18 protein-coding genes are annotated in these 17,436 nt (G+C 69.1%); 6 read left to right on the top strand and 12 right to left on the bottom strand.

Annotated features, from left to right (window positions below):
- Positions 1–23: 23 nt before the first annotated feature.
- Entirely contained in the window at positions 24–500 is a 477-nt protein-coding gene (locus ACWGIC_RS27545) for a pyridoxamine 5'-phosphate oxidase family protein (protein ID WP_452078820.1), read from the bottom strand.
- A gap of 82 nt (positions 501–582) precedes the next feature.
- On the opposite strand from ACWGIC_RS27545, the gene ACWGIC_RS27540 reads away from it, so the two are divergent.
- A complete protein-coding gene (locus tag ACWGIC_RS27540; protein ID WP_452078819.1) occupies positions 583–1,398 on the top strand; it encodes an alpha/beta fold hydrolase in 816 nt (271 codons plus the stop codon).
- A gap of 24 nt (positions 1,399–1,422) precedes the next feature.
- On the opposite strand, the gene ACWGIC_RS27535 is transcribed toward ACWGIC_RS27540, so the two are convergent.
- From ACWGIC_RS27535 to ACWGIC_RS27520, 4 genes are all read right to left on the bottom strand, one after another.
- Positions 1,423–2,595, bottom strand: a complete 1,173-nt coding sequence (locus ACWGIC_RS27535) for a low temperature requirement protein A (RefSeq protein WP_452078818.1) — start codon at positions 2,593–2,595, stop codon at positions 1,423–1,425.
- Positions 2,596–2,629: 34 nt separating this feature from the next.
- Positions 2,630–3,832 carry an amidohydrolase family protein gene (locus tag ACWGIC_RS27530; RefSeq protein ID WP_452078817.1) on the bottom strand — a complete coding sequence of 401 codons (1,203 nt, stop codon included), beginning with the start codon at positions 3,830–3,832 and terminating at the stop codon, positions 2,630–2,632.
- Entirely contained in the window at positions 3,829–5,262 is a 1,434-nt protein-coding gene (locus tag ACWGIC_RS27525) for a sodium:solute symporter family protein (RefSeq protein WP_452078816.1), read from the bottom strand. The genes ACWGIC_RS27530 and ACWGIC_RS27525 overlap by 4 nt, the downstream gene beginning before the upstream one ends.
- A 435-nt stretch (positions 5,263–5,697) precedes the next feature.
- Positions 5,698–6,162 (bottom strand): MarR family winged helix-turn-helix transcriptional regulator, encoded by a 465-nt coding sequence (locus ACWGIC_RS27520; RefSeq protein WP_452078815.1) that lies wholly within the window; start codon positions 6,160–6,162, stop codon positions 5,698–5,700.
- Between the two features lie 91 nt (positions 6,163–6,253).
- On the opposite strand from ACWGIC_RS27520, the gene ACWGIC_RS27515 reads away from it, so the two are divergent.
- The 4 genes from ACWGIC_RS27515 (at position 6,254) to ACWGIC_RS27500 (ending at position 9,983) form a co-directional block, all read left to right on the top strand.
- Positions 6,254–6,838, top strand: a complete 585-nt coding sequence (locus ACWGIC_RS27515; protein ID WP_452078814.1) for an NADPH-dependent FMN reductase — start codon at positions 6,254–6,256, stop codon at positions 6,836–6,838.
- Positions 6,835–7,716 carry an NAD(P)-dependent oxidoreductase gene (locus tag ACWGIC_RS27510; RefSeq protein WP_452078813.1) on the top strand — a complete coding sequence of 294 codons (882 nt, stop codon included), beginning with the start codon at positions 6,835–6,837 and terminating at the stop codon, positions 7,714–7,716. Before ACWGIC_RS27515 ends, ACWGIC_RS27510 begins: the two co-directional genes overlap by 4 nt.
- Before the next feature lie 238 nt (positions 7,717–7,954).
- Entirely contained in the window at positions 7,955–9,016 is a 1,062-nt protein-coding gene (locus ACWGIC_RS27505) for a fatty acid desaturase family protein (protein ID WP_452078812.1), read from the top strand.
- Entirely contained in the window at positions 9,006–9,983 is a 978-nt protein-coding gene (locus tag ACWGIC_RS27500; RefSeq protein WP_452078848.1) for an MBL fold metallo-hydrolase, read from the top strand. Before ACWGIC_RS27505 ends, ACWGIC_RS27500 begins: the two co-directional genes overlap by 11 nt.
- 5 nt (positions 9,984–9,988) lie before the next feature.
- Here ACWGIC_RS27500 and ACWGIC_RS27495 read toward each other — a convergent pair whose 3' ends face one another.
- A complete protein-coding gene (locus tag ACWGIC_RS27495) occupies positions 9,989–11,167 on the bottom strand; it encodes an FAD-dependent monooxygenase (protein ID WP_452078811.1) in 1,179 nt (392 codons plus the stop codon).
- Positions 11,164–11,757, bottom strand: a complete 594-nt coding sequence (locus ACWGIC_RS27490) for a PadR family transcriptional regulator (RefSeq protein WP_452078810.1) — start codon at positions 11,755–11,757, stop codon at positions 11,164–11,166. The genes ACWGIC_RS27495 and ACWGIC_RS27490 overlap by 4 nt, the downstream gene beginning before the upstream one ends.
- An 80-nt stretch (positions 11,758–11,837) precedes the next feature.
- On the opposite strand from ACWGIC_RS27490, the gene ACWGIC_RS27485 reads away from it, so the two are divergent.
- The gene (locus ACWGIC_RS27485) at positions 11,838–12,092 is read left to right on the top strand and encodes a Smr/MutS family protein (RefSeq protein WP_009075408.1); all 255 of its coding nucleotides are present in this window, start codon (positions 11,838–11,840) and stop codon (positions 12,090–12,092) included.
- A 235-nt stretch (positions 12,093–12,327) separates the two neighbouring features.
- Here ACWGIC_RS27485 and hsaB read toward each other — a convergent pair whose 3' ends face one another.
- Genes hsaB through ACWGIC_RS27460 form a run of 5 tightly spaced genes read right to left on the bottom strand, consistent with a single transcriptional unit; the run spans position 12,328 to position 17,432 of the window.
- Positions 12,328–12,903: a 3-hydroxy-9,10-secoandrosta-1,3,5(10)-triene-9,17-dione monooxygenase reductase subunit gene (gene hsaB / locus ACWGIC_RS27480; RefSeq protein WP_452078809.1), complete on the bottom strand. Its 576-nt coding sequence runs from the start codon at positions 12,901–12,903 to the stop codon at positions 12,328–12,330.
- Positions 12,900–13,799, bottom strand: coding sequence for an iron-dependent extradiol dioxygenase HsaC (hsaC, locus tag ACWGIC_RS27475; protein WP_452078808.1), 900 nt, complete (start codon positions 13,797–13,799; stop codon positions 12,900–12,902). Before hsaC ends, hsaB begins: the two co-directional genes overlap by 4 nt.
- On the bottom strand, positions 13,799–14,644 hold the full coding sequence (hsaD, locus tag ACWGIC_RS27470) for a 4,5:9,10-diseco-3-hydroxy-5,9,17-trioxoandrosta-1(10),2-diene-4-oate hydrolase (RefSeq protein ID WP_452078807.1): 846 nt from the start codon (positions 14,642–14,644) through the stop codon (positions 13,799–13,801). The genes hsaC and hsaD overlap by 1 nt, the downstream gene beginning before the upstream one ends.
- Positions 14,644–15,813, bottom strand: coding sequence for a 3-hydroxy-9,10-secoandrosta-1,3,5(10)-triene-9,17-dione monooxygenase oxygenase subunit (gene hsaA / locus ACWGIC_RS27465; RefSeq protein WP_116206102.1), 1,170 nt, complete (start codon positions 15,811–15,813; stop codon positions 14,644–14,646). Before hsaA ends, hsaD begins: the two co-directional genes overlap by 1 nt.
- 32 nt (positions 15,814–15,845) lie before the next feature.
- Complete coding sequence (locus ACWGIC_RS27460) at positions 15,846–17,432, bottom strand: FAD-binding protein (RefSeq protein ID WP_452078806.1); 1,587 nt, start codon at positions 17,430–17,432, stop codon at positions 15,846–15,848.
- Positions 17,433–17,436 lie beyond the last annotated feature (4 nt).

The following is a 17,436-nucleotide window of genomic DNA, read 5'->3' as shown; positions in this document are numbered from 1 at the left end:
GCCCTCCCCTCGCCTCTCCCCCTTCACCCCAGCTCCGTCCGCACCGCCGGACCGTTGTCCGGCCGGGCGAACCGCACCCAGCTCCCCGGGTGCCACGATTCGATCCACAGCGTGTTCTCCTCCACCCACGTCACCACCGCCTCCCGCAGGTCCAGCCGGAACAGGTGGCTGTCCTGTCCCTCCTGGATCCGCGCAACCTCCGCCTGGTCGGTGATCTCCACCGCGTGCCCGGCGATTTTCGCGTCGCCGCCTTCCTCGATCCCGGGGTAGGCGTGCAGGGCGAAGCGGCCGTCGCGCTGAAGGTCGCGAGCCTTCAGCGCATCGAGCATCGACCCGATGTACGCCTCGCCGTCGCGGAAGTCGATCTCCGAACCGCTCACTCGCGGCGAACCGTCGCGCCGGAGCGTGGCCAGCACATGGGAATCCGCGGCGGCGAAGCGGGCCCGTACGCGCGAGGCCAGGGACGGAGCAGCGGCACTGAACTCATCCCAACTCGTCATTCCCGCAGTCTCGCACCCGCCACCGACAAAAACCGGCGTCCCGGAAACCATCGGGTGACCCGGGTTGTGCTTGACTCTCGGCATGATCGCGGAAGATGCGGAGACTGCCGAGCATCGCTGTCCGGTCGAGGGCGGCGAGCTGGCCGTCCGCACGACCGGCGAGGGACCGCTGTTGCTGCTGGTCCCCGGCGGGACCGGCGCGGCGGACTCGTTCCGGGCGCTGGTCAAGCTTTTGCGCACGGACTTCACCGTGGTCGCCTACGACCGCCGCGGTCATTTCTCCAGCACGGACACCACGACCGGGCCCGTCCCGGTGGCGCTGCAGGCGGACGACGCGCTCGCGGTTCTCGACCACATCGGCGGGAACGGGCCGGTGTCGATGTTCGGCACCAGCGCCGGTGCGCTGATCGGGCTCGATCTGGTCGCGCGGTATCCGGACCGGGTGACCACGTTCGTCGCGCACGAACCGCCCGCGATCCAGTTGATGCCGGACGCGGCCGGGATCCTCGAAGCCGCCGCGGCGCAGGTCCGGCTGGCCCGTTCGGGCGACCTCATGGGCGCGGTCACGCGGTTCGCGGACGGGATCGCCGGCGCCGCCCTGCCGGACCTGCCGCATCTGCGGCTGCCGAACGAAAGCGACTGGCTCCGGCTGTTCGACCGGGAGCTGACCGAGTTCTTCGACTACCTGCCGGACTTGCGCGCGCTGCGCCGGACGAACACCGAGATCGTGCCGGTCGCCGGGGAGGCCAGCCGGGGCTGGTACCACTACCAGCCCGCCAAAATCCTCGCGCTCGAACTGGGGCTGCCGTTCGTCGAGACGCCGGGCGCGCACCTGGCGCCGCAACGCAACCCGGCCAAATTCGCTGCCGCGCTTAAGGATCTCCTCGCCGGAGCCTGAAGTCGTGCGGGAATTCCGAGTCCCTCATGACCCTTGCGCGGCCGGAGCGGCAACCCGCTTCCGCCGCGGAAGCTCCCGCACCAGTCCCGGGACGATCGCCAAGAGCAGCAACCACAAAAACCGCGCCGGAGTCAGTGCCCCGCCGAACGCGCCGAGGACAACCGGAACCCCCACCCCGGCGAGCACCGCGAAGTAGTCCCACCGCTTCCACGTCCCGGAAGCCACCCGCGCCGCCACGCCCACCGCCGTGAAAGCCACGACGCACCCGCACAGCAGCCACCGCGTCCCGGCGGCGACGTGCCCGTGCTCGACAGACTCCACGACGTCCCCGAACCCGGCCGCCAGCGCGGCCAGCAACCCGGCCACCAGGGCGTGCATCGGCAGCAGAACCCGAGGGCCCCAGGCAGCCTCCGACAAATGGGGAATCCCGCCGAACCCCCGGTACAACGCCGCTCCCCACAAGGCCGCGAGCAGCGCCAAAACCCCGAGCACGGTCGAGAGCAACGACCATTCCCAGTCCGGGATCTCCGTCATCGCGTCGGTGACGGTCAGCACGCCTTCGCCCAGCACGATGATCGTGAACAGGCCCAGCCGCTCGCCGAAGTGCACGAGGTCCAGATGCGCGAACGCCAGCCCCGGCATCGGCCGTTTGGACTGGGCGGCCCGTTCCGCCACCTTGGCCGCGATCCGCTCGCCGGACATGGTCAGCCCGGCGAACAGGTCGAGCCCCAGCCCGAGCGCCCACAGGGCGTACTTCCAAGGCGCGTCGACCCAGAACGAAACAAACCACGGCACCACGCCCATCCCGGCGTGCACGATCGGCCACTCGACGATGATCCGCGTGTTTTCGCGGCTTTCCCACACCCGGCTCGCGAGCCCGCGCACCGCGACGTAAGCGATCGCGAAAGCCTGCGCGTGCTCGCCGAGGTCGTGCACCGAGCCCGCCATGAAGACCAGCCCGGCCATCGCGAGCAGCACCGGCATCGTGCGCGCCGCCGCGCCGGTGACGTTGCCGTACACCGTGAAGCACATCCACGCGGTCCAGAACGCGAGGAAGCACACGATGTACAGGCCGACGTCGCCCCATGAGGTGGTTCCGCGCACCAGGTGCGAAAGCTGGGCCACGCCGGCGACAGCGACCAGGTCGAAGAAGAGTTCGAGCCAGGACGCGTGGCGTTCCTCGGTTTTCGTGATCACGGCGGACAGTATGCCGTGATCACGAAAACCCGCTTTAAACCGCGCGCGCTCCGTCCTGCCACACTTCCCGAACGTTCCCCGGCAAAGCCGGAAAATCGTAGATATCGCCCGAAACGACCACAAGGTCCGCGCGATATCCGGGAGCCAGCCGACCCAGCTCGGCGTCCTTCCCCAGCAGCTGGGCGGCCGACGACGTGGCGGCGACCAGCACGTCCGCCGGGCTCATCCCGGCCGAGTGCATCAGCTCCAGCTCCTCGAGGTTGGTCCCGTGCGGGCCGACGCCGCTGTCGGTGCCCATCGCGATCCGGACCCCCGCCGCGACTGCCCGGCGCACCGAATCCAGGTGCACCTCCGCGACCTCTTTCGCCTTCTGCACCACCGCGTCCGGCAGTGCCGCACCCGCGGCGGCGGCGCGGATGACGTTCACCGGAGCCACGAGTGTCGGGACGAGCCAGGTGCCGCGCGCGAGCATCAGCTCGATCGCTTCGTCGTCGAGGTAGATGCCGTGTTCGATCGACCGGATGCCGGCGCGGACGGCGTTCTTGATCCCCTCCGAGCCCTGCGCGTGGGCCATCACCGCGCGCCCCTGCATCGCCGCTTCGGCGACCAGGACGTCCAATTCCTCCGGCGAGAACTGCGAATGCCGCGGATCGTCGCGAGGAGACAGCACGCCGCCGGTGGTGCACACCTTCAGGACGTCGGCCCCGGCGCGCAGCAGGGTGCGCGCGACTCGGCGCATCTCGTCCGGGCCGTCGGCCAGCGCGCTCGGGCGGCCGGGGTGCGGGAGGGACAGCGGAACGCAATGCCCGGACGGCATCCAGCCGTCGCCGTGCCCGCCCGTCGGGCTGATCAGGCCGATCGCGATTTCCAGGCGAGGCCCGGGAATCAGGCCGTCCGCGACCGCCTGCTTGATGCCGAGGTCGGCCCCGGCGGCGTCGCGCACGGTGGTGATGCCGAGCTTCAGCGTGGTCCACAGGTTCCGGGCGGCCTCGTAGAACTGGTACGAGAACGGCTTCTGCACCCGCTGCAGCAACCCGAGATCGGACACCGTGACGTGCACGTGGCAGTCGAACATCCCGGGCAGCAGCATCGCGCCGGTGCAGTCCACCGCGCGATCGCCGTCGAGACCCGGGCCGACGGCGACGATCCGGCCGTCCTCGATCGCGACGTCCGCGGGCGCGGGCGGGCTGCCCGTCCCGTCGAACACCGTGCCGCCGGTGAAAAGGGTCCGCGTCATACCGGTTCTCCTGTCTGCACAACGTCGCCGGACCGGGTCACGGCCCGTTCGATCAGTGCCGCGATCGCGAGCACGACCACGTTAACCGCCAGCCCGACCAGCCCGACGTTCACCGTGCCGACGAGCTTGGCGTCCACAAAGGTCAGCCAGATCACCACGACCTCGCCCGCCAGCAGGCCGGCGAACACCGGGGCCTTGCCGACCGGGACCTTCTTCAGGAACCCCAGCAGGTTCGCCGGGGCCAGCTGCACCGACCCGGAATAGGTGAGCAGCAGCAGGTTCGCCAGCAGATCCGGCCGGAAAATGCCGAGCACCAGCGCGAGCGCGCTGGCCAGCACGACCGTCCCGTGGTTGATCCAGAACTGCTTGCGCTCGCTGCGCACCCGGGCGATGTTCCGGGCCACCAAAGAGGAAATGCCGATCAGGATGCCCGCCGCGGGCACCATCGCGGTGGCCGTCGCGGCGACGACCACGAGCCCGGTGACCCAGCCCGGCAGCGCGTCCTTGCTCAACGTCAGCAGCACGCCGTTCGGGTCGCTTCCCTTGGGCACCACCAGGATCGCCGCGAAACCGATGATCATCGGCAGCAGCAGGCACAGCTCGTAGACCGGCATCCAGGTGTAATTGCGGCGCAGCACCTTCGGATCGCGCGCGGACATCAGCGCGGGCCAGGTGTGCGGCAGCGTCATCAGCCCGACGCCGATCGCGCTCACCAGCATGCTCGTGACGAACCACGTGTGGTCGTTGGCCCCGGCGTGCACGAACAGCTTCTCCGGATGCAGCTGGTCGATCTTGTGGAACACCCCGGACACGCCGCCGGCGAAATGCGCGGGCACCGCGATGATCAGCACCACCAGGACCACGAGCATGATCGCGTCCTTGAAATACGACGTCGCCGCGACTCCGCGCAGCCCCGCCCACAGCACGAACGCGACCACGAGCACACTCCCGGCGATCATGCTGAGCGTGCCGGACGCGTGGTCTCCGGTGACCAGCCGGACGATCAGCCCGAGACCGGTGATCTGCAACTGCAGATACGGCAGGACGAACACGACACCGAGGATCGCGGACACCGTGCCAAGCGCCCGGCTGGAGTAACGGTCCTCAAGAAAATCGCCCTGGGTGAGGTAGCCCCGCTCCTTGCCCATCCGCCAGATCCGCTTGGCCAGAAAGAAGAGCACCACGTAAGCGATCGGCACGTACGGCAGCGCGTACATCGCAGCCACCCCGCCAGAGAACGCCAACCCGGCCATCCCCAGGAACGTAAAAGTAGTGAAGACTTCGCCAGCCTGCAGGAACCACATAGTCAGCGCGCCGAACTTCCGCCCGCCGACGGTCCACTCCGCCAGATCCGCAGCAGGCCGGCGACGCCCGACAAAACCAAGGACGCCGATAAGCACGATACCGGCCAGCGTGAACGCGAGGATCATCGTCAATCCTCCTCACCGCTGCGGGACAGAAGACGTTCAGACAACAGCAACGCCGGGGTGAACATCAGACACCAGAACGCACCCCAAACCATCATCTTCGGAAGCCCCAGCCAAAGCCCCGACGAGTTCACAAACGGAAGAAACGGCATCAACACAAGAGCCGCCACGGGGAGGACCGGAGGGAGATAGTAACTACGCATGCAGTCACGCTGCCAGAAGAACACCCCCTCGGCAGTCCAGCCGACACACCCCCTCCCAACCCACCCGAAACGCGGGATCGCGTCGGCGTCTGGAGGGGCAGTGCGCACGGCCCCCCGGGCCGGGTGCACTGCCCCTCCAGACGCCGACTAAAGGCGATCCCGCACGCGACGGCGGAGCCGGCGCCATTAAACACAGTCGTCGCCATCAAACACAGCGCCACCAAACACAGCACCGTCAAACACTGATGCGGTGTTCGGTGACGTAGTAGTGGATCAGAGCTTCCAAAGAGTGGCGAAGAGCGTCTTGGCGGGGGCTGCTCAGCGTGGCTGCCAGATGGCCGATTTCGCTTTCGATGGTGGCTCGGATCTGATGCACGACGGCTCGGCCGGCGGGGGTGACGGTCACGTGGACGGCGCGGCGGTTGTCCGGGACCGCGACGCGCTGGACCAGGTCGCGGCGTTCGGCTCGGTCTACCAGGCCGGTGACGCTGGACTTTTCGAGTTCCAGGATGTCGGCCAGCTGGCGCATGCCGATTTCGCGGTCGTCCAGTACGGCGAGCATGCGCAGCTGGGTGACGGACAGTCCTTGTGCTCCGGCCAGGCGGCCCAGGATCGCTTGCACGATGAACGACAGCTGGATGAGGGCGTCGGTCAGGTTCAGTTCGGGCGGCGGGGCGGCTTCGGAGGAGGTGGCGGTCACGCGGGTCAGGCTAGCTTGACGCAGTTCGCGACACCAACTATCTTGGTTCGTGACACGAACAGTACGTGAAGTGAACTGAGAAGAGCGGCCGATGAAGGATGCGGAGCGCGTCGCGGTTGTCGTCGGCAGCACCCGGCCGAACCGGATTTGCGGCGGGATCGCGGCTTGGGCGCGCGACTGCTTGCGGGAGGACAGCGGTCTCGGCTGGGAGCTGGTCGATCTCGCCGAGGTCGGGTTGCCGTTCCTGGACGAGCCGGTCAAGGCCGCGGCGCAGCGGTACGAGCACGAGCACACCCGGGCCTGGAGCGAGCTCGTGCAGAGTTACGCCGGGTTCCTGTTCGTGTTTCCGCAATACAACTGGGGTTATCCGGGCGTGCTCAAGAACGCGCTGGATTTTCTCTACCGGGAATGGCGCGACCGTCCGGCCAGCCTGCTGACTTACGGCTCCCGCGGCGGCGGCAAGGCCGCTGAGCAGTTCACCGGGGTCTTGCACGGGCTGCACATGCGAGTGCTCGACACGCACGTCGAGGCCGTCATCACCGATCAGGACGTGGACGACCAGGGGCAGCTGCTCGATCTCGACCGCACGTTGCGGCCGAACCGCGCGGTGCTGCGCAAGCTCGGCGCGGAAATGGCCGAAGCGCTCGGAATTACGGAAAAGGAGAAAAGAACATGACTTCATCGGCGCGCCAGGTGGGTTTCATCGGTCTCGGGAGGATGGGCAGCGCCATCGCGGGCCGTCTGCTCGACGCGGGCTACGACGTCACCGTGTGGAGCCGAAGCGCGGGCAAGGCGGACGCGCTCGCGGCGCGCGGCGCGACCGTGGGCGACACGCCTGAGGACGTGATCGCCACCGGGACCGTCTTTTCCATGCTGAGCGACGAGGCAGCGGTGCGGCAGGTCTTCACCCCCGAGCGGATCCGTTCCGCGCCGGAGGGCTTCATCCACGTCAACCACGCGACGATCAGTCCGGAAGCGGCCCGCGAATTCGCCGCGATCGGCGGGGGCTACCTCAGCGCCCCGGTGGTCGGCCGTCCGGAAGCCGTCACGGCCGGAAAACTGGCTGTGCTGGTCTCCGGCAGCCCGGACGTCCGCTCGGAGGCGGAGCCGATGCTCGCCGCGATCGGACGGCGGGTCTGGGAATTCGGCGACGCCGCGGACGCCGCGCTGACGGCGAAGATCTCGGTCAATTACCTGATCATCCACGCGTTGCAAGCACTGTCCGAGTCGATCACCCTGCTGCAGCACGCCGGGCTGGACGCCGGGCGGTTCGTCGACATGATCAACGATTCGGTCTTCCCCGGCGCGGTTTACCGAGGCTACGGCGACGCCATCGCCGCGAGCGCCTACACGCCGCCGGGCTTCACCGCCGCGCTGGGGCTGAAAGATCTGAACCTCGCGCTCGGCACCGCCCGCGAGCTGGGCGTCGAACTGCCTGCCGGGCCGGTCCTGCAGGACGTGTTCGTCACCGCGGTCGAACAGATCGGCGCGGACCTCGACTGGGCAAGCATCGCCGAAGTCACCCGGCGGCGGTCCGGCGAAGGGCTCCGGTAAGGCCCCTCCGGCGGATCGCGGCCCCGGCGGCGATCCGCCGAAAGATGGCAATCGGGTTGGCGCCCAGCCCAATCTGCTGCGCCGCGAGAGCGCTCAGATACTGCCCGCCCGGCCCCTCGCACCCCGCTTGAGCTGCACCGCTTCGGCCATGCACAGGGCCATGGTAGGGGCAACCCCAGCAACAGCCGTCGGGCCTGCCGGTTTCCCGCCGGGGCACCGCGCGGCAATACTCGCCCGGGTGACCACCGAAAAACTCGTCCTCCCCTCGCCCCCACGGCCGGGAAGCGATTTCGCCCGGCTCTGCCGCCGGATCACCGACGCCGGTCTGCTCGACCGCCGCCCCGGCTACTACACCGCTCGAATCGCGCTCGTGACCGTGCTGTTCGCGGGGGGCTGGGTGGCGTTCGCGCTGCTCGGCGACTCGTGGTGGCAGCTGGCCGTGGCCGCGTTCCAGGCGTTCATGTTCGGGCAGATCGCCCTGCTTTCGCACGACCTGGCGCACCGGCAGGTGTTCCGGACCCGCCGTCCCGCCGAGATCGCCGGGCGGCTGGCGGGCAACCTCGGCATCGGGATGAGCTACGGCTGGTGGATGGACAAGCACACCCGCCACCACGCGAACCCGAACCACGAGGAACTGGACCCGGACGTCGACCCGGACGTTCTCGTCTGGTCTCAGCGCCAGGCACGCGAGGCACGCGGTGTCCCCCGGTTCATCGGCCGCCACCAAGCGGTGCTGTTCTTCCCGCTGCTCACCCTCGAAGGCCTCAACCTGCACTGGTCCGGCGTCCGCGCCGTCGCGCGCCCCGGCCTGCGCCGTCGCGGCCTCGAAGCGACGCTGCTGTTCACTCATTTCGCGGTCTACCTCGCCGCGCTGTTCATCGTCCTCCCGCCGGGTCTCGCGCTGCTGTTCTTCGCGGTCCACCAGGGGCTGTGGGGCGTCTACATGGGTTCGATCTTCGCTCCGAACCACAAGGGAATGCCGACCTTGACCGGCAAGACCGACTTGGACTTCCTGCGCAAGCAGGTGCTCACCTCGCGCAACGTCGCGGGCGGACCGGTGATCGACGTCCTGCTCGGCGGCCTCAACCACCAGATCGAGCACCATTTGTTCCCGAGCATGCCGTCGGTGCACCTGCGCCGGGCCCAGCCGATCGTGGAGGCGTATTGCGCCGAGATCGGCATCTCGTACCTGCGGACCGGGCTGGTGTCCTCGTACCGGCAGACGCTGCGGCACCTGTACGAAGCTGGGGCGCCGCTTCGATCGCGCCGGCTCCGCCGTCGCGGGCGGGATCGCCTCTAAGTCGGTGTTTGGACGGAGCGGCGCGCCCGCCGGGGGCGGTCACACCGCTCCGTCCAAACACCGACGCGATCCCGCGGCTGGGTCCAGTTTCGGGAGGATCGCACCCGCCGTCGGCCGGGCGGTGCCGCCGGTTTCCTCGCCCGCCAACGCTGCACCCGACGGGCTTTTCCTTACCTGGTACGGACACGCGTCCACGCTGGTGGAGATCGACGGGGCGCGGGTGCTGTGCGATCCGGTGTGGGGCGAGCGGGTTTCGCCCGCCGCCTTCGCCGGGCCGCGGCGGCTGCACGCTCCCCCGGTTTCGCTGCGGGAACTGGGCAGGCTGGACGCGATCGTGATCTCCCACGACCATTACGACCACCTGGACCTGCCCACCGTCCGCGCGTTGATCGCGCTGACCGACGCGCCGTTCCTCGTTCCGCTCGGCGTCGGCGCGCACCTCGAACGGTGGCACGTCCCGGCCGCGCGGATCGTCGAACTCGACTGGCACGAGGACGCCGTCGTGGCCGGGATCCGGTTCGTCGCCACGCCCGCGCAGCATTTCTCCGGCCGCGGCCTCGCGAACGACAGCACGCTCTGGGCCTCGTGGGTGATCGCGGGGCCGGAGCATCGCGTCTACTACAGCGGCGACACCGGGTACTTCCCGGGGTTCGCCGAGATCGGCGCGAAGCACGGCCCGTTCGACGCGACGCTGATCCAGGTCGGCGCGTACGCCCCGCACTGGCCGGACATCCACATGACGCCGGAGGAAGGCGTCGCCGCGCACCTGGACGTCCGCGGCGGGCTGCTGGTCCCGGTGCACTGGGCGACGTTCACGCTCGCCACGCATTCCTGGTCGGATCCGGCGGATCGGGTGTGGCGGGAGGCGAAGGCGAACGACCTCGCGCTGGCGATCCCGAAACCGGGGCAGCGGATCGACGCCTCCGCCCCGCCGCCGGTGGACGGCTGGTGGCAGACCCTCGGCTGAACCCGCTAGACCGCGGCGCGCGAGGGCGCGAACTCGATCCGGTGCCGGTGCACGTCTCCGAACATCTTCTCCGGCGTCATCACCGTCTTCATCGCCAGGGGCATCAGCAAGTCGCGCAGGATCCGCGCCACCGGACCCGCCGCCTTGTCGTTGTTGATCTTCGCGGCCCGGGCGATGATCCGCTCGACCCGTTCCCGTCGCGCCGTCTCGTACGCGGCGAAAGCCGTTGCCACGTCAGGGCTGTCGCGCAGCGCGCGAGCGAGTTCGAGCGAACTCTCGATCGCCTGCGACGCCCCTTGCCCGGAACTCGGCGACGTCGGATGCGCGGCGTCGCCGACCAGGACCACCCGGCCGCGATGCCAGGTCCGCACCGTCGGGATGTCCTCCAGGATTCCCGGCTGGGCAACGTCTTCCGGCTTCAGCAGGGCGACGATGTCCCGCGCCGGGAGGTCGTCGGCGTGCCGTTCGCGCAGCACCGCGAGCCAGTGCTCCGGCGAGGCCGTCTTCGCCTCGGCCGGATCGGCGGCGGGGACGTTGCTGAACCAGAGAATCTCCTCGGCTCCGATGAAGTAGCCGAAGAAAGCCCGCTTGCCGAAGGCGAAATGCTGAAAGCCGCCGGTGACCGGCAAGCCGGGGTTGCGGATCCAGCCGCCGAGACCGAGCAGCCCGGCATAGCGCGGGCCGGGAGCCGCCGGGTCCAAAGCGGACCGCACGGCCGAGCGGATGCCGTCCGCGCCGACCAGCGCGTCGCCCGTCGCGGAGGAACCGTCCGCGAAATGCGCGACCACCTCGTCCGGCCGGTTCTCGACGGACGCCAGCCGCTTGCCGAATTCCACCTTGATCCCCCGGCTCAGCGCTTCGTCCATCAGCGCGCGGTACAGCCGGCCCCGGCGCAGCAGCAGGCTCGGCGGCAGTTCCGGCAGCCCGGCGAATCTGCCGACCACGCGCCCTTTGTGGTTTTGCATCACCATTCCGGGCACCTCGATGCCGACCCTGGCGACCGCGTCGTCGGCGTCGATCTGCCGCAAAGCGTTGCGGCCGTTGGGGGCCAGCGTCAGCGCGCTGCCGATCCCGTCCGCCGTCCTCGGGTAAGCCTCGTAGACGACGGCTTCGATTCCCGCCCGCTGCAACGCCATCGCGGTCGTCGCGCCGGCGATGCCCCCGCCGATCACTGTTACGTTCATGATCTCCCCTTGAAATAGGTGTCCCACGCCTGCCGGTAGTCCTCCCCGGCGACCGACTCCGAGAGCCGTTCGACGAAGCCGCGCTCCGCCTCGACTTTCGTCAGCCGGTAGTCCTCCTCGACCAGGAACCACCAGTCGAGCCCCTGCTCCCGCCCGGCGTCGATCGTCGCGCGGATGTCGTCGGCGATCGCGGTGAGCGCGGCCAGCCGTTGTTGGAGCAACTGGTGCACCTCGTCGACCGGCAGCACCACGAACAACGACAACGCCGCCCCGAAGAGCGGGTACTCGGTGGCCGGTTCGGCGACGAGTTCGCGCATCCAGTCGAACAGTTCGAGCCGGCCGGTGGGCGTGATGGCGTAGACCGTCCGCTCCGGACGCGCCGAATCGCGCAGCGTCTCCTGCGCCGCGATGAACCCGGCTTTCTCCAGCTGCCCGACCACCATGTACAGCGAGCTGCGGGTGTACTTGAAATCCCGCTCCTTGCCGTACTCCACGAACCGCCGCGCCATCTCGTACGGATGCATCGGCTCCTCGAGCAAGCCCGCCAGCACGGCCAGCCCGAGCGGGTTCCCCACCACGCGTCGCTTCACTGCTGCTCCTTTAGTCAGGATCGACTATACGCAGAAGAGTAGTCGATGTCGACTATGAGGGCATGGGGTAGGAAAGAGGCATGAAGCTCAAGCTCGATCTTCACGACATCTACAACCGCGGCGGGGAGATCGACCGGGCGCTGCGCGCGGTCATCGACGAGGCGGTCGCGAAGAAGGCGCCGCTCGTGGAGATCATCCCGGGCAAGGGGTCCGGGCAGCTGAAGAAGCACGTGCTGCGGTTCCTGGAGCGCAAGGACGTGAAGGCGCTCTACCACCGCGTCGAGAAGGACAAAGACAACTTCGGGCGGGTGTTCGTGCACTTCCGCTGGAAGTAGGTCTCGTGAGTGCCTGTGCCGGTTCTAACCGGGATGAACATTCACGAGGCGGGAACCTCCGGCGGTTCGGGTCGAGAGGCGATAGTGCGCCCCAATGTGGCATTGGGTGCATGTGACGCACCGAACGCCACATTGGGTGCGTCAGACGCACCCAATGTGGCATTGGGGCGCTTGAGCCCGTGGGCAGCCGGAACGCGGTACGCCCAGAACCGCGACAGGCACTCGCGAGGGGGCGTCAGAGCCAGTCGTCCGGGCGGGGCCAGGGCATCAGCGCGGTGAGCGCGTCCGGCACCGGTTCGGTGACCGTGTAGCGGCCGCGGTGGAACAACAGCGGGCGGGCGTCGGACGTCTCGCCCAGCGCGGTCACCCGGCCGACCACCACGTAGTGGTCCCCGGCCGGGTGGACGGCCTGTACCTCGCAGTCGACCCAGGTCAGGGCTCCGTCCAGCAGCGGCGCACCGGAGGGGGCAGGGCGCCAGGACACCCCGGAGAACTTGTCGCCGCCGCGACGGCCGAACTCGGCGCAGACCGCTTGCTGGTCTTCGGCGAGCACGTTCACCGCGAACGTGCCCGCCGCGGCCAGCGCCGGCCAGGTCCGCGACGTCCGGGCCACGCAGAACAGCACCAGCGGCGGGTCCAGCGACAGCGCCGCGAAGGACTGGCAGGCGAAACCCACCGGTCCGGCGGACATGGCGGGACCGGTCAGCGAGGAGTCCTCGACGTAACCGGTCACCACCGTCACCCCGGTGCAGAAGTGGCCCAGCACCTCGCGGAACCGGTCCGGCACAGCGTCGGAGACGGCGGCTGTCATTGCGCGCCCACGGAGAAATCGTGGCCCCACAACGAAACCGCGGTGCTCTCGCGGGCGATCCACGCCTCGTCCTCGACCTGACGGCCCTCGCAGCCGAACTCGACGTCGAAGCCGCCCGGGGTCTTCATGTAGAACGACAGCATCAGGTCGTTCACGTGCCGGCCCAAGGTCGCCGACATCGGGACGTTCTTGCGCTTCGCCCGGTCCAGGCACAACCCGACGTCGTCGGTCTCCTCGACCTCCACCATCAGGTGCACGATCCCGCTCGGCGTCGGCATCGGCAGGAACGCCAGGCTGTGATGGCGCGGATTGCAGCCGAAGAACCGCAGCCACGCCGGATCGCCGTCGGCCGGGCGGCCGACCATCTGCGGCGGGAGGCGCATCGAGTCGCGGAGCCGGAAGCCCAGCACGTCCCGGTAGAACCGCAGGGCGGCCTCGTCGTCGTGAGTCGACAAAACCACGTGGCCCAAACCCTGCTCGCCGGTGACGAACCGGTGGCCGTAGGGGCTCACCACGCGCCGGTGCTGCAGCGCGACCCCGTGGAACACCTCCAGGGTGTTGCCCGACGGATCGGTGAAGCTGATCATCTCCGCCACGCGGCGATCGGCCAGCTCGTCGGGCGTGCCTTCCTTGTACGGCACCGAAGCCGCGTCGAGCCGGGTACGGATCTCGTCCAGTTCCGCGGCGTTGGCCGCTTCCCAGCCCGTCTGCGCGAGCCGGTCCTTCTCCCCCGGCACGATCACCAATCGCGCCGGGAAATCGTCCATGCGCAGGTACAGCGCGTCCGGGTCGGTGCCCGAACCCTCCACCATGCCGAGCACCTTCAGCCCGTAGACGCGCCAGGCGTCCATGTCCGTGGCCTCGATGCGCAGATAGCCCAGCGAACGGATAGCCATCACGAACTCCCGAGGAAGTCGAGGGCGAGTCGGTTGAACTCGTCGAACTTCTCCAGCTGCGCCCAATGGCCGCAGCCGCCGAACACGTGCAGTTGCGCACGCGGGATCGTCTTCAGCGCCAGCAAGGCGCCGTCGAGCGGGTTGACCCGGTCCTCCCGGCCCCAGACGAGCAAGACCCGTTGCCGCAGGCGGTAAGCCTCGCGCCACAACATGCCTTCCTCGAAGGAATCCGGCAGGCTGAACGATTTGCCCATCGCGCGCATCGCGGCGAGCGATTCCGGCGAACGCGCGATCTCGAAGCGTTCGTCGATCAGCTCGTCGGTCACCAAAGCCTGGTCGTGCACCATGATCCGGAGGAACGCTTCCATCCGCTCCCGCGTCGGGTCCCCGGCGAACTTGGACAGCAGCCGCACGCCTTCGGTGGGGTCCGGGGCGAACACGTTGACGCTCAGCCCGCCCGCGCCCATCAGCACCAGCCGCCCGGCACGACCGGGGTGGTTCAGCGCGAGCCGGACCGCCGCGCCCGCACCGAGCGAATTGCCGACGAGGTGCGCCTTTTCGATGCCGAGCCGGTCCATCAGCCCGACGATCGCGTCGGAGCTGTGCCGGAAGTACTGCGGGTGTTCGGTCGGCTTGTCGGACCGGCCGAACCCCGGCTGGTCGATCGCCAGAGTTCGGTAGGACTTCCCGAACACCGGCAGGTTCCGGCCGAAGTTGCTCCACGCCGAGGCACCGGGGCCGCCGCCGTGCAGCAACAGCACCGTCTCGGCGTTTTCCGCTCCAGACTCGTGGTAGTGCAGGCGAATTCCGCCCGCGGTGTCTACATAGGAACCTTCGGGCGCCATCAGACCATCGCATTCTCGACGGGCAAGCCGAACTCGCCGGTGCCGAACATGACGTACGCGCGCTCCGCGTCGTTCGCCGCGTGCACCCGGCCCGCGTGCGCGTCGCGCCAGAAGCGCTGGATCGGCGTGCCCCGCTGCAACGCGCGGCCGCCGGAGTTCTCGAAAAGCCGGTCGATCGCGGAGATCGCCCGCTCGGTGCCGCGCACCTGGTCCCGGCGCACCCGCAACCGCGTGCTGAACGGCAGCTTCTCGCCCTTGCAGGCCAGCTGGTACAGCTCGTCGATGTTGTGCGTCAGCTGCAGCCAGGCCGCGTCGATTTCGCTGCTCGCCTCGGCGATCCGCACCTTCGAGAACGGGTCCTCTTTGGACTGTTCACCCGCGTACGCCGCCCGCACCCGCTTGCCCTGGTGCTCCACGTGCGCGTCGTACGCTCCTTGCGCCATCCCGATGATCGGTGCGGTGATGGTGCTCGGGTGCACGGAACCGTACGGCAGGCGGTACAGCGGGCCCGGGTTGACTTCCTGTCCCGGGGTCTTGCACTTCGACGTCGCCATGAAGCTCAGCGCGCGGTGCTTCGGCACGAAAACGTCCTCGACGACAATGTCGTTGGACCCGGTGCCGCGCAGCCCGACCGTGTCCCAGACGTCCACAATGGAGTAATCCGAGATCGGCACGAGATACGTGCAGAAGTCCACCGGCTTGCCGTCGGCGAACGCCGGCCCGCCCAGCAGCACCCACGTGCAGTGGTCGCTTCCGGACGAGAAGCTCCATCGCCCGGACAGCCGGTAGCCGCCCTCGACGACGGTCGCCTTGCCCATCGGCGCGTACGACGAAGAAATCCGCACGTCGTGGTCTTCGCCCCACACGTCCGCCTGGGCTTGCGCGTCGAACAACGCGACGTGCCACGGGTGCACGCCGAGAATCGACGCGACCCAGCCGGTGGACCCGCAGGCGCTCGCGATGAGCTTGACCGCGGTGTAGAAGGTGACCGGGTCGGCTTCCAAGCCGCCGTACGGTTTCGGTTGCAGCAGGCGGAAAAATCCGGTCTCCTGCAGCGCTTTCACTGATTCGGCGGGGATCCGACGGGCGTCCTCGGTCTCCTGTGCGCGTTCCCGCAGCACGGGAAGAAGGTCGCGCACCCCCGCGATCACGGCAGCCAGCTCGCTCATCGGCCGTCCTCTCTCGCTCGACACGCTCAAGACTAGAACACGTTCTCGTTTTTGTCGACGCGATCCACTCCGAGCGCGCCGTTCAACCCTGCCCGGCGGCCGGAAAACACGCAGTCAGCCAGCGAAAGGCCGCTCACATACGACCTGGAACAGATTCCCACCGCGGTGCGCCCGGCGGCATAAAGACCGCGTACGCCGGCCACCGCGCCGGTGTCCTCGTCCACCACGAGACCGCCCAAAGTCAGCATCGGGCACGGGTAGCCGAGATTGGGTTTCACCGACACGTCGATCAGCGAGTACGGCGGCGTGTCCAGCGGGCGCGCGAAGTCCTCATGCTTGCCCGCCGGGTCCGGGCCGCGCTGGTATTCGGCGTACGTCGCCGCCAGCCCGGCCGGGTCGATCCCGGCGCGCGCGGCCACTTCCTCGAGCGTCCCGCCGGTCACCCGGCCCTTGCCGAGCAGATAGCGCAGCTGCAGCGTCGCGAACCATTGGCCTTGCTTTCGCCCGTCGCGCCGGGCTTCGGCGACGATCGGCTCGTCGACCAGCAGCCAGCCGCGTCCGCCGTGCTCGTCGATCATGCGCTCGCCGATCGCCGCGCCGTAACGGGATTCGTCGATGATCCGGCGGCCGTCCGCACCCACCAGCAGCCCGCCGAGAAACGCCGACGGCGGCGTCAGAAACCGCCACGCCGACACCCGGTGCAGCTCCGCCGTGCGCCCGCCGACCTCCATGCCCATCCGGATGCCGGACCCGTCGTCGGCCGAGGTCCCGAGATCCAGCCCGCCGCGGTACGCGGGCGCGTGCTCGCGCACCATCGCCCGGTTCACGATGAACCCGCCCGCCGCCAGCACGACGCCCCGCCGCGCGACAATCCGCAGCTCACGCGCGTGCTTCCGCTCGATCCGCTCGACCCGCTGATGCAGCGAGCGACGCATCGAAGGCACGTAAATACCCGGCTTCGCCGCCCAATCCGCGAGCCGGTCATGCCGCGCCCGCACCCACGAAGGCGCGTCTCGCAAACTGCGCGCGAGCACCCCCGTGACCGTGCCCGAGTCATCGGTGACCAAGTTCATCGCCTGCGTCTGCGGCAGCACCTGAACCCCGCGTTGCCGGGCCGCCGCCAGCAACTGCTTCATCAGCAGCTTCCCGGACGTGCCCGGCCCCTTGACCCGATGCCCGCGCGGCGCGGGTTTCGCCACGTCGCGGAAGCCGCCGGACAGTTCGCTGCCGGAGTAATACAGATAGTGCTTGTTGCTGGGATACGACGTCTTGTGGTCGCACAGGCTGCCCTCGAACGGCACGCCTTGCCGTTCCAGCCACGCCACCATGTCGACGCTTTCCTCGCAGAACCGCCGCAACGTCCGCTCCGACACGACGTCGCCGGTTTCCATCCGCAGGTACGCGTACATCGCGTCCACGCTGTCGTCGACGCCCGCGGCGCGTTGCTGCGGCGTCCCGCCCCCGGCGTAGACCACGCCGCCGCTCACACGACTGGCCCCGCCGCCCGAGAACCGGTCGACCAGCAGCACCTCGGCACCCGCGTCGGCCGCTTCGATGGCCGCGCACACGCCGGCCGCGCCGGCTCCGATGATCACGACGTCCGCGCCAAGCTCGTCCATAGTC

It is taken from the genome of Amycolatopsis sp. NPDC054798 (assembly GCF_053611505.1).
The sequence above is the reverse complement of the archived record's forward strand: the minus strand, read 5'-3'. Positions and strand labels throughout refer to the sequence as shown.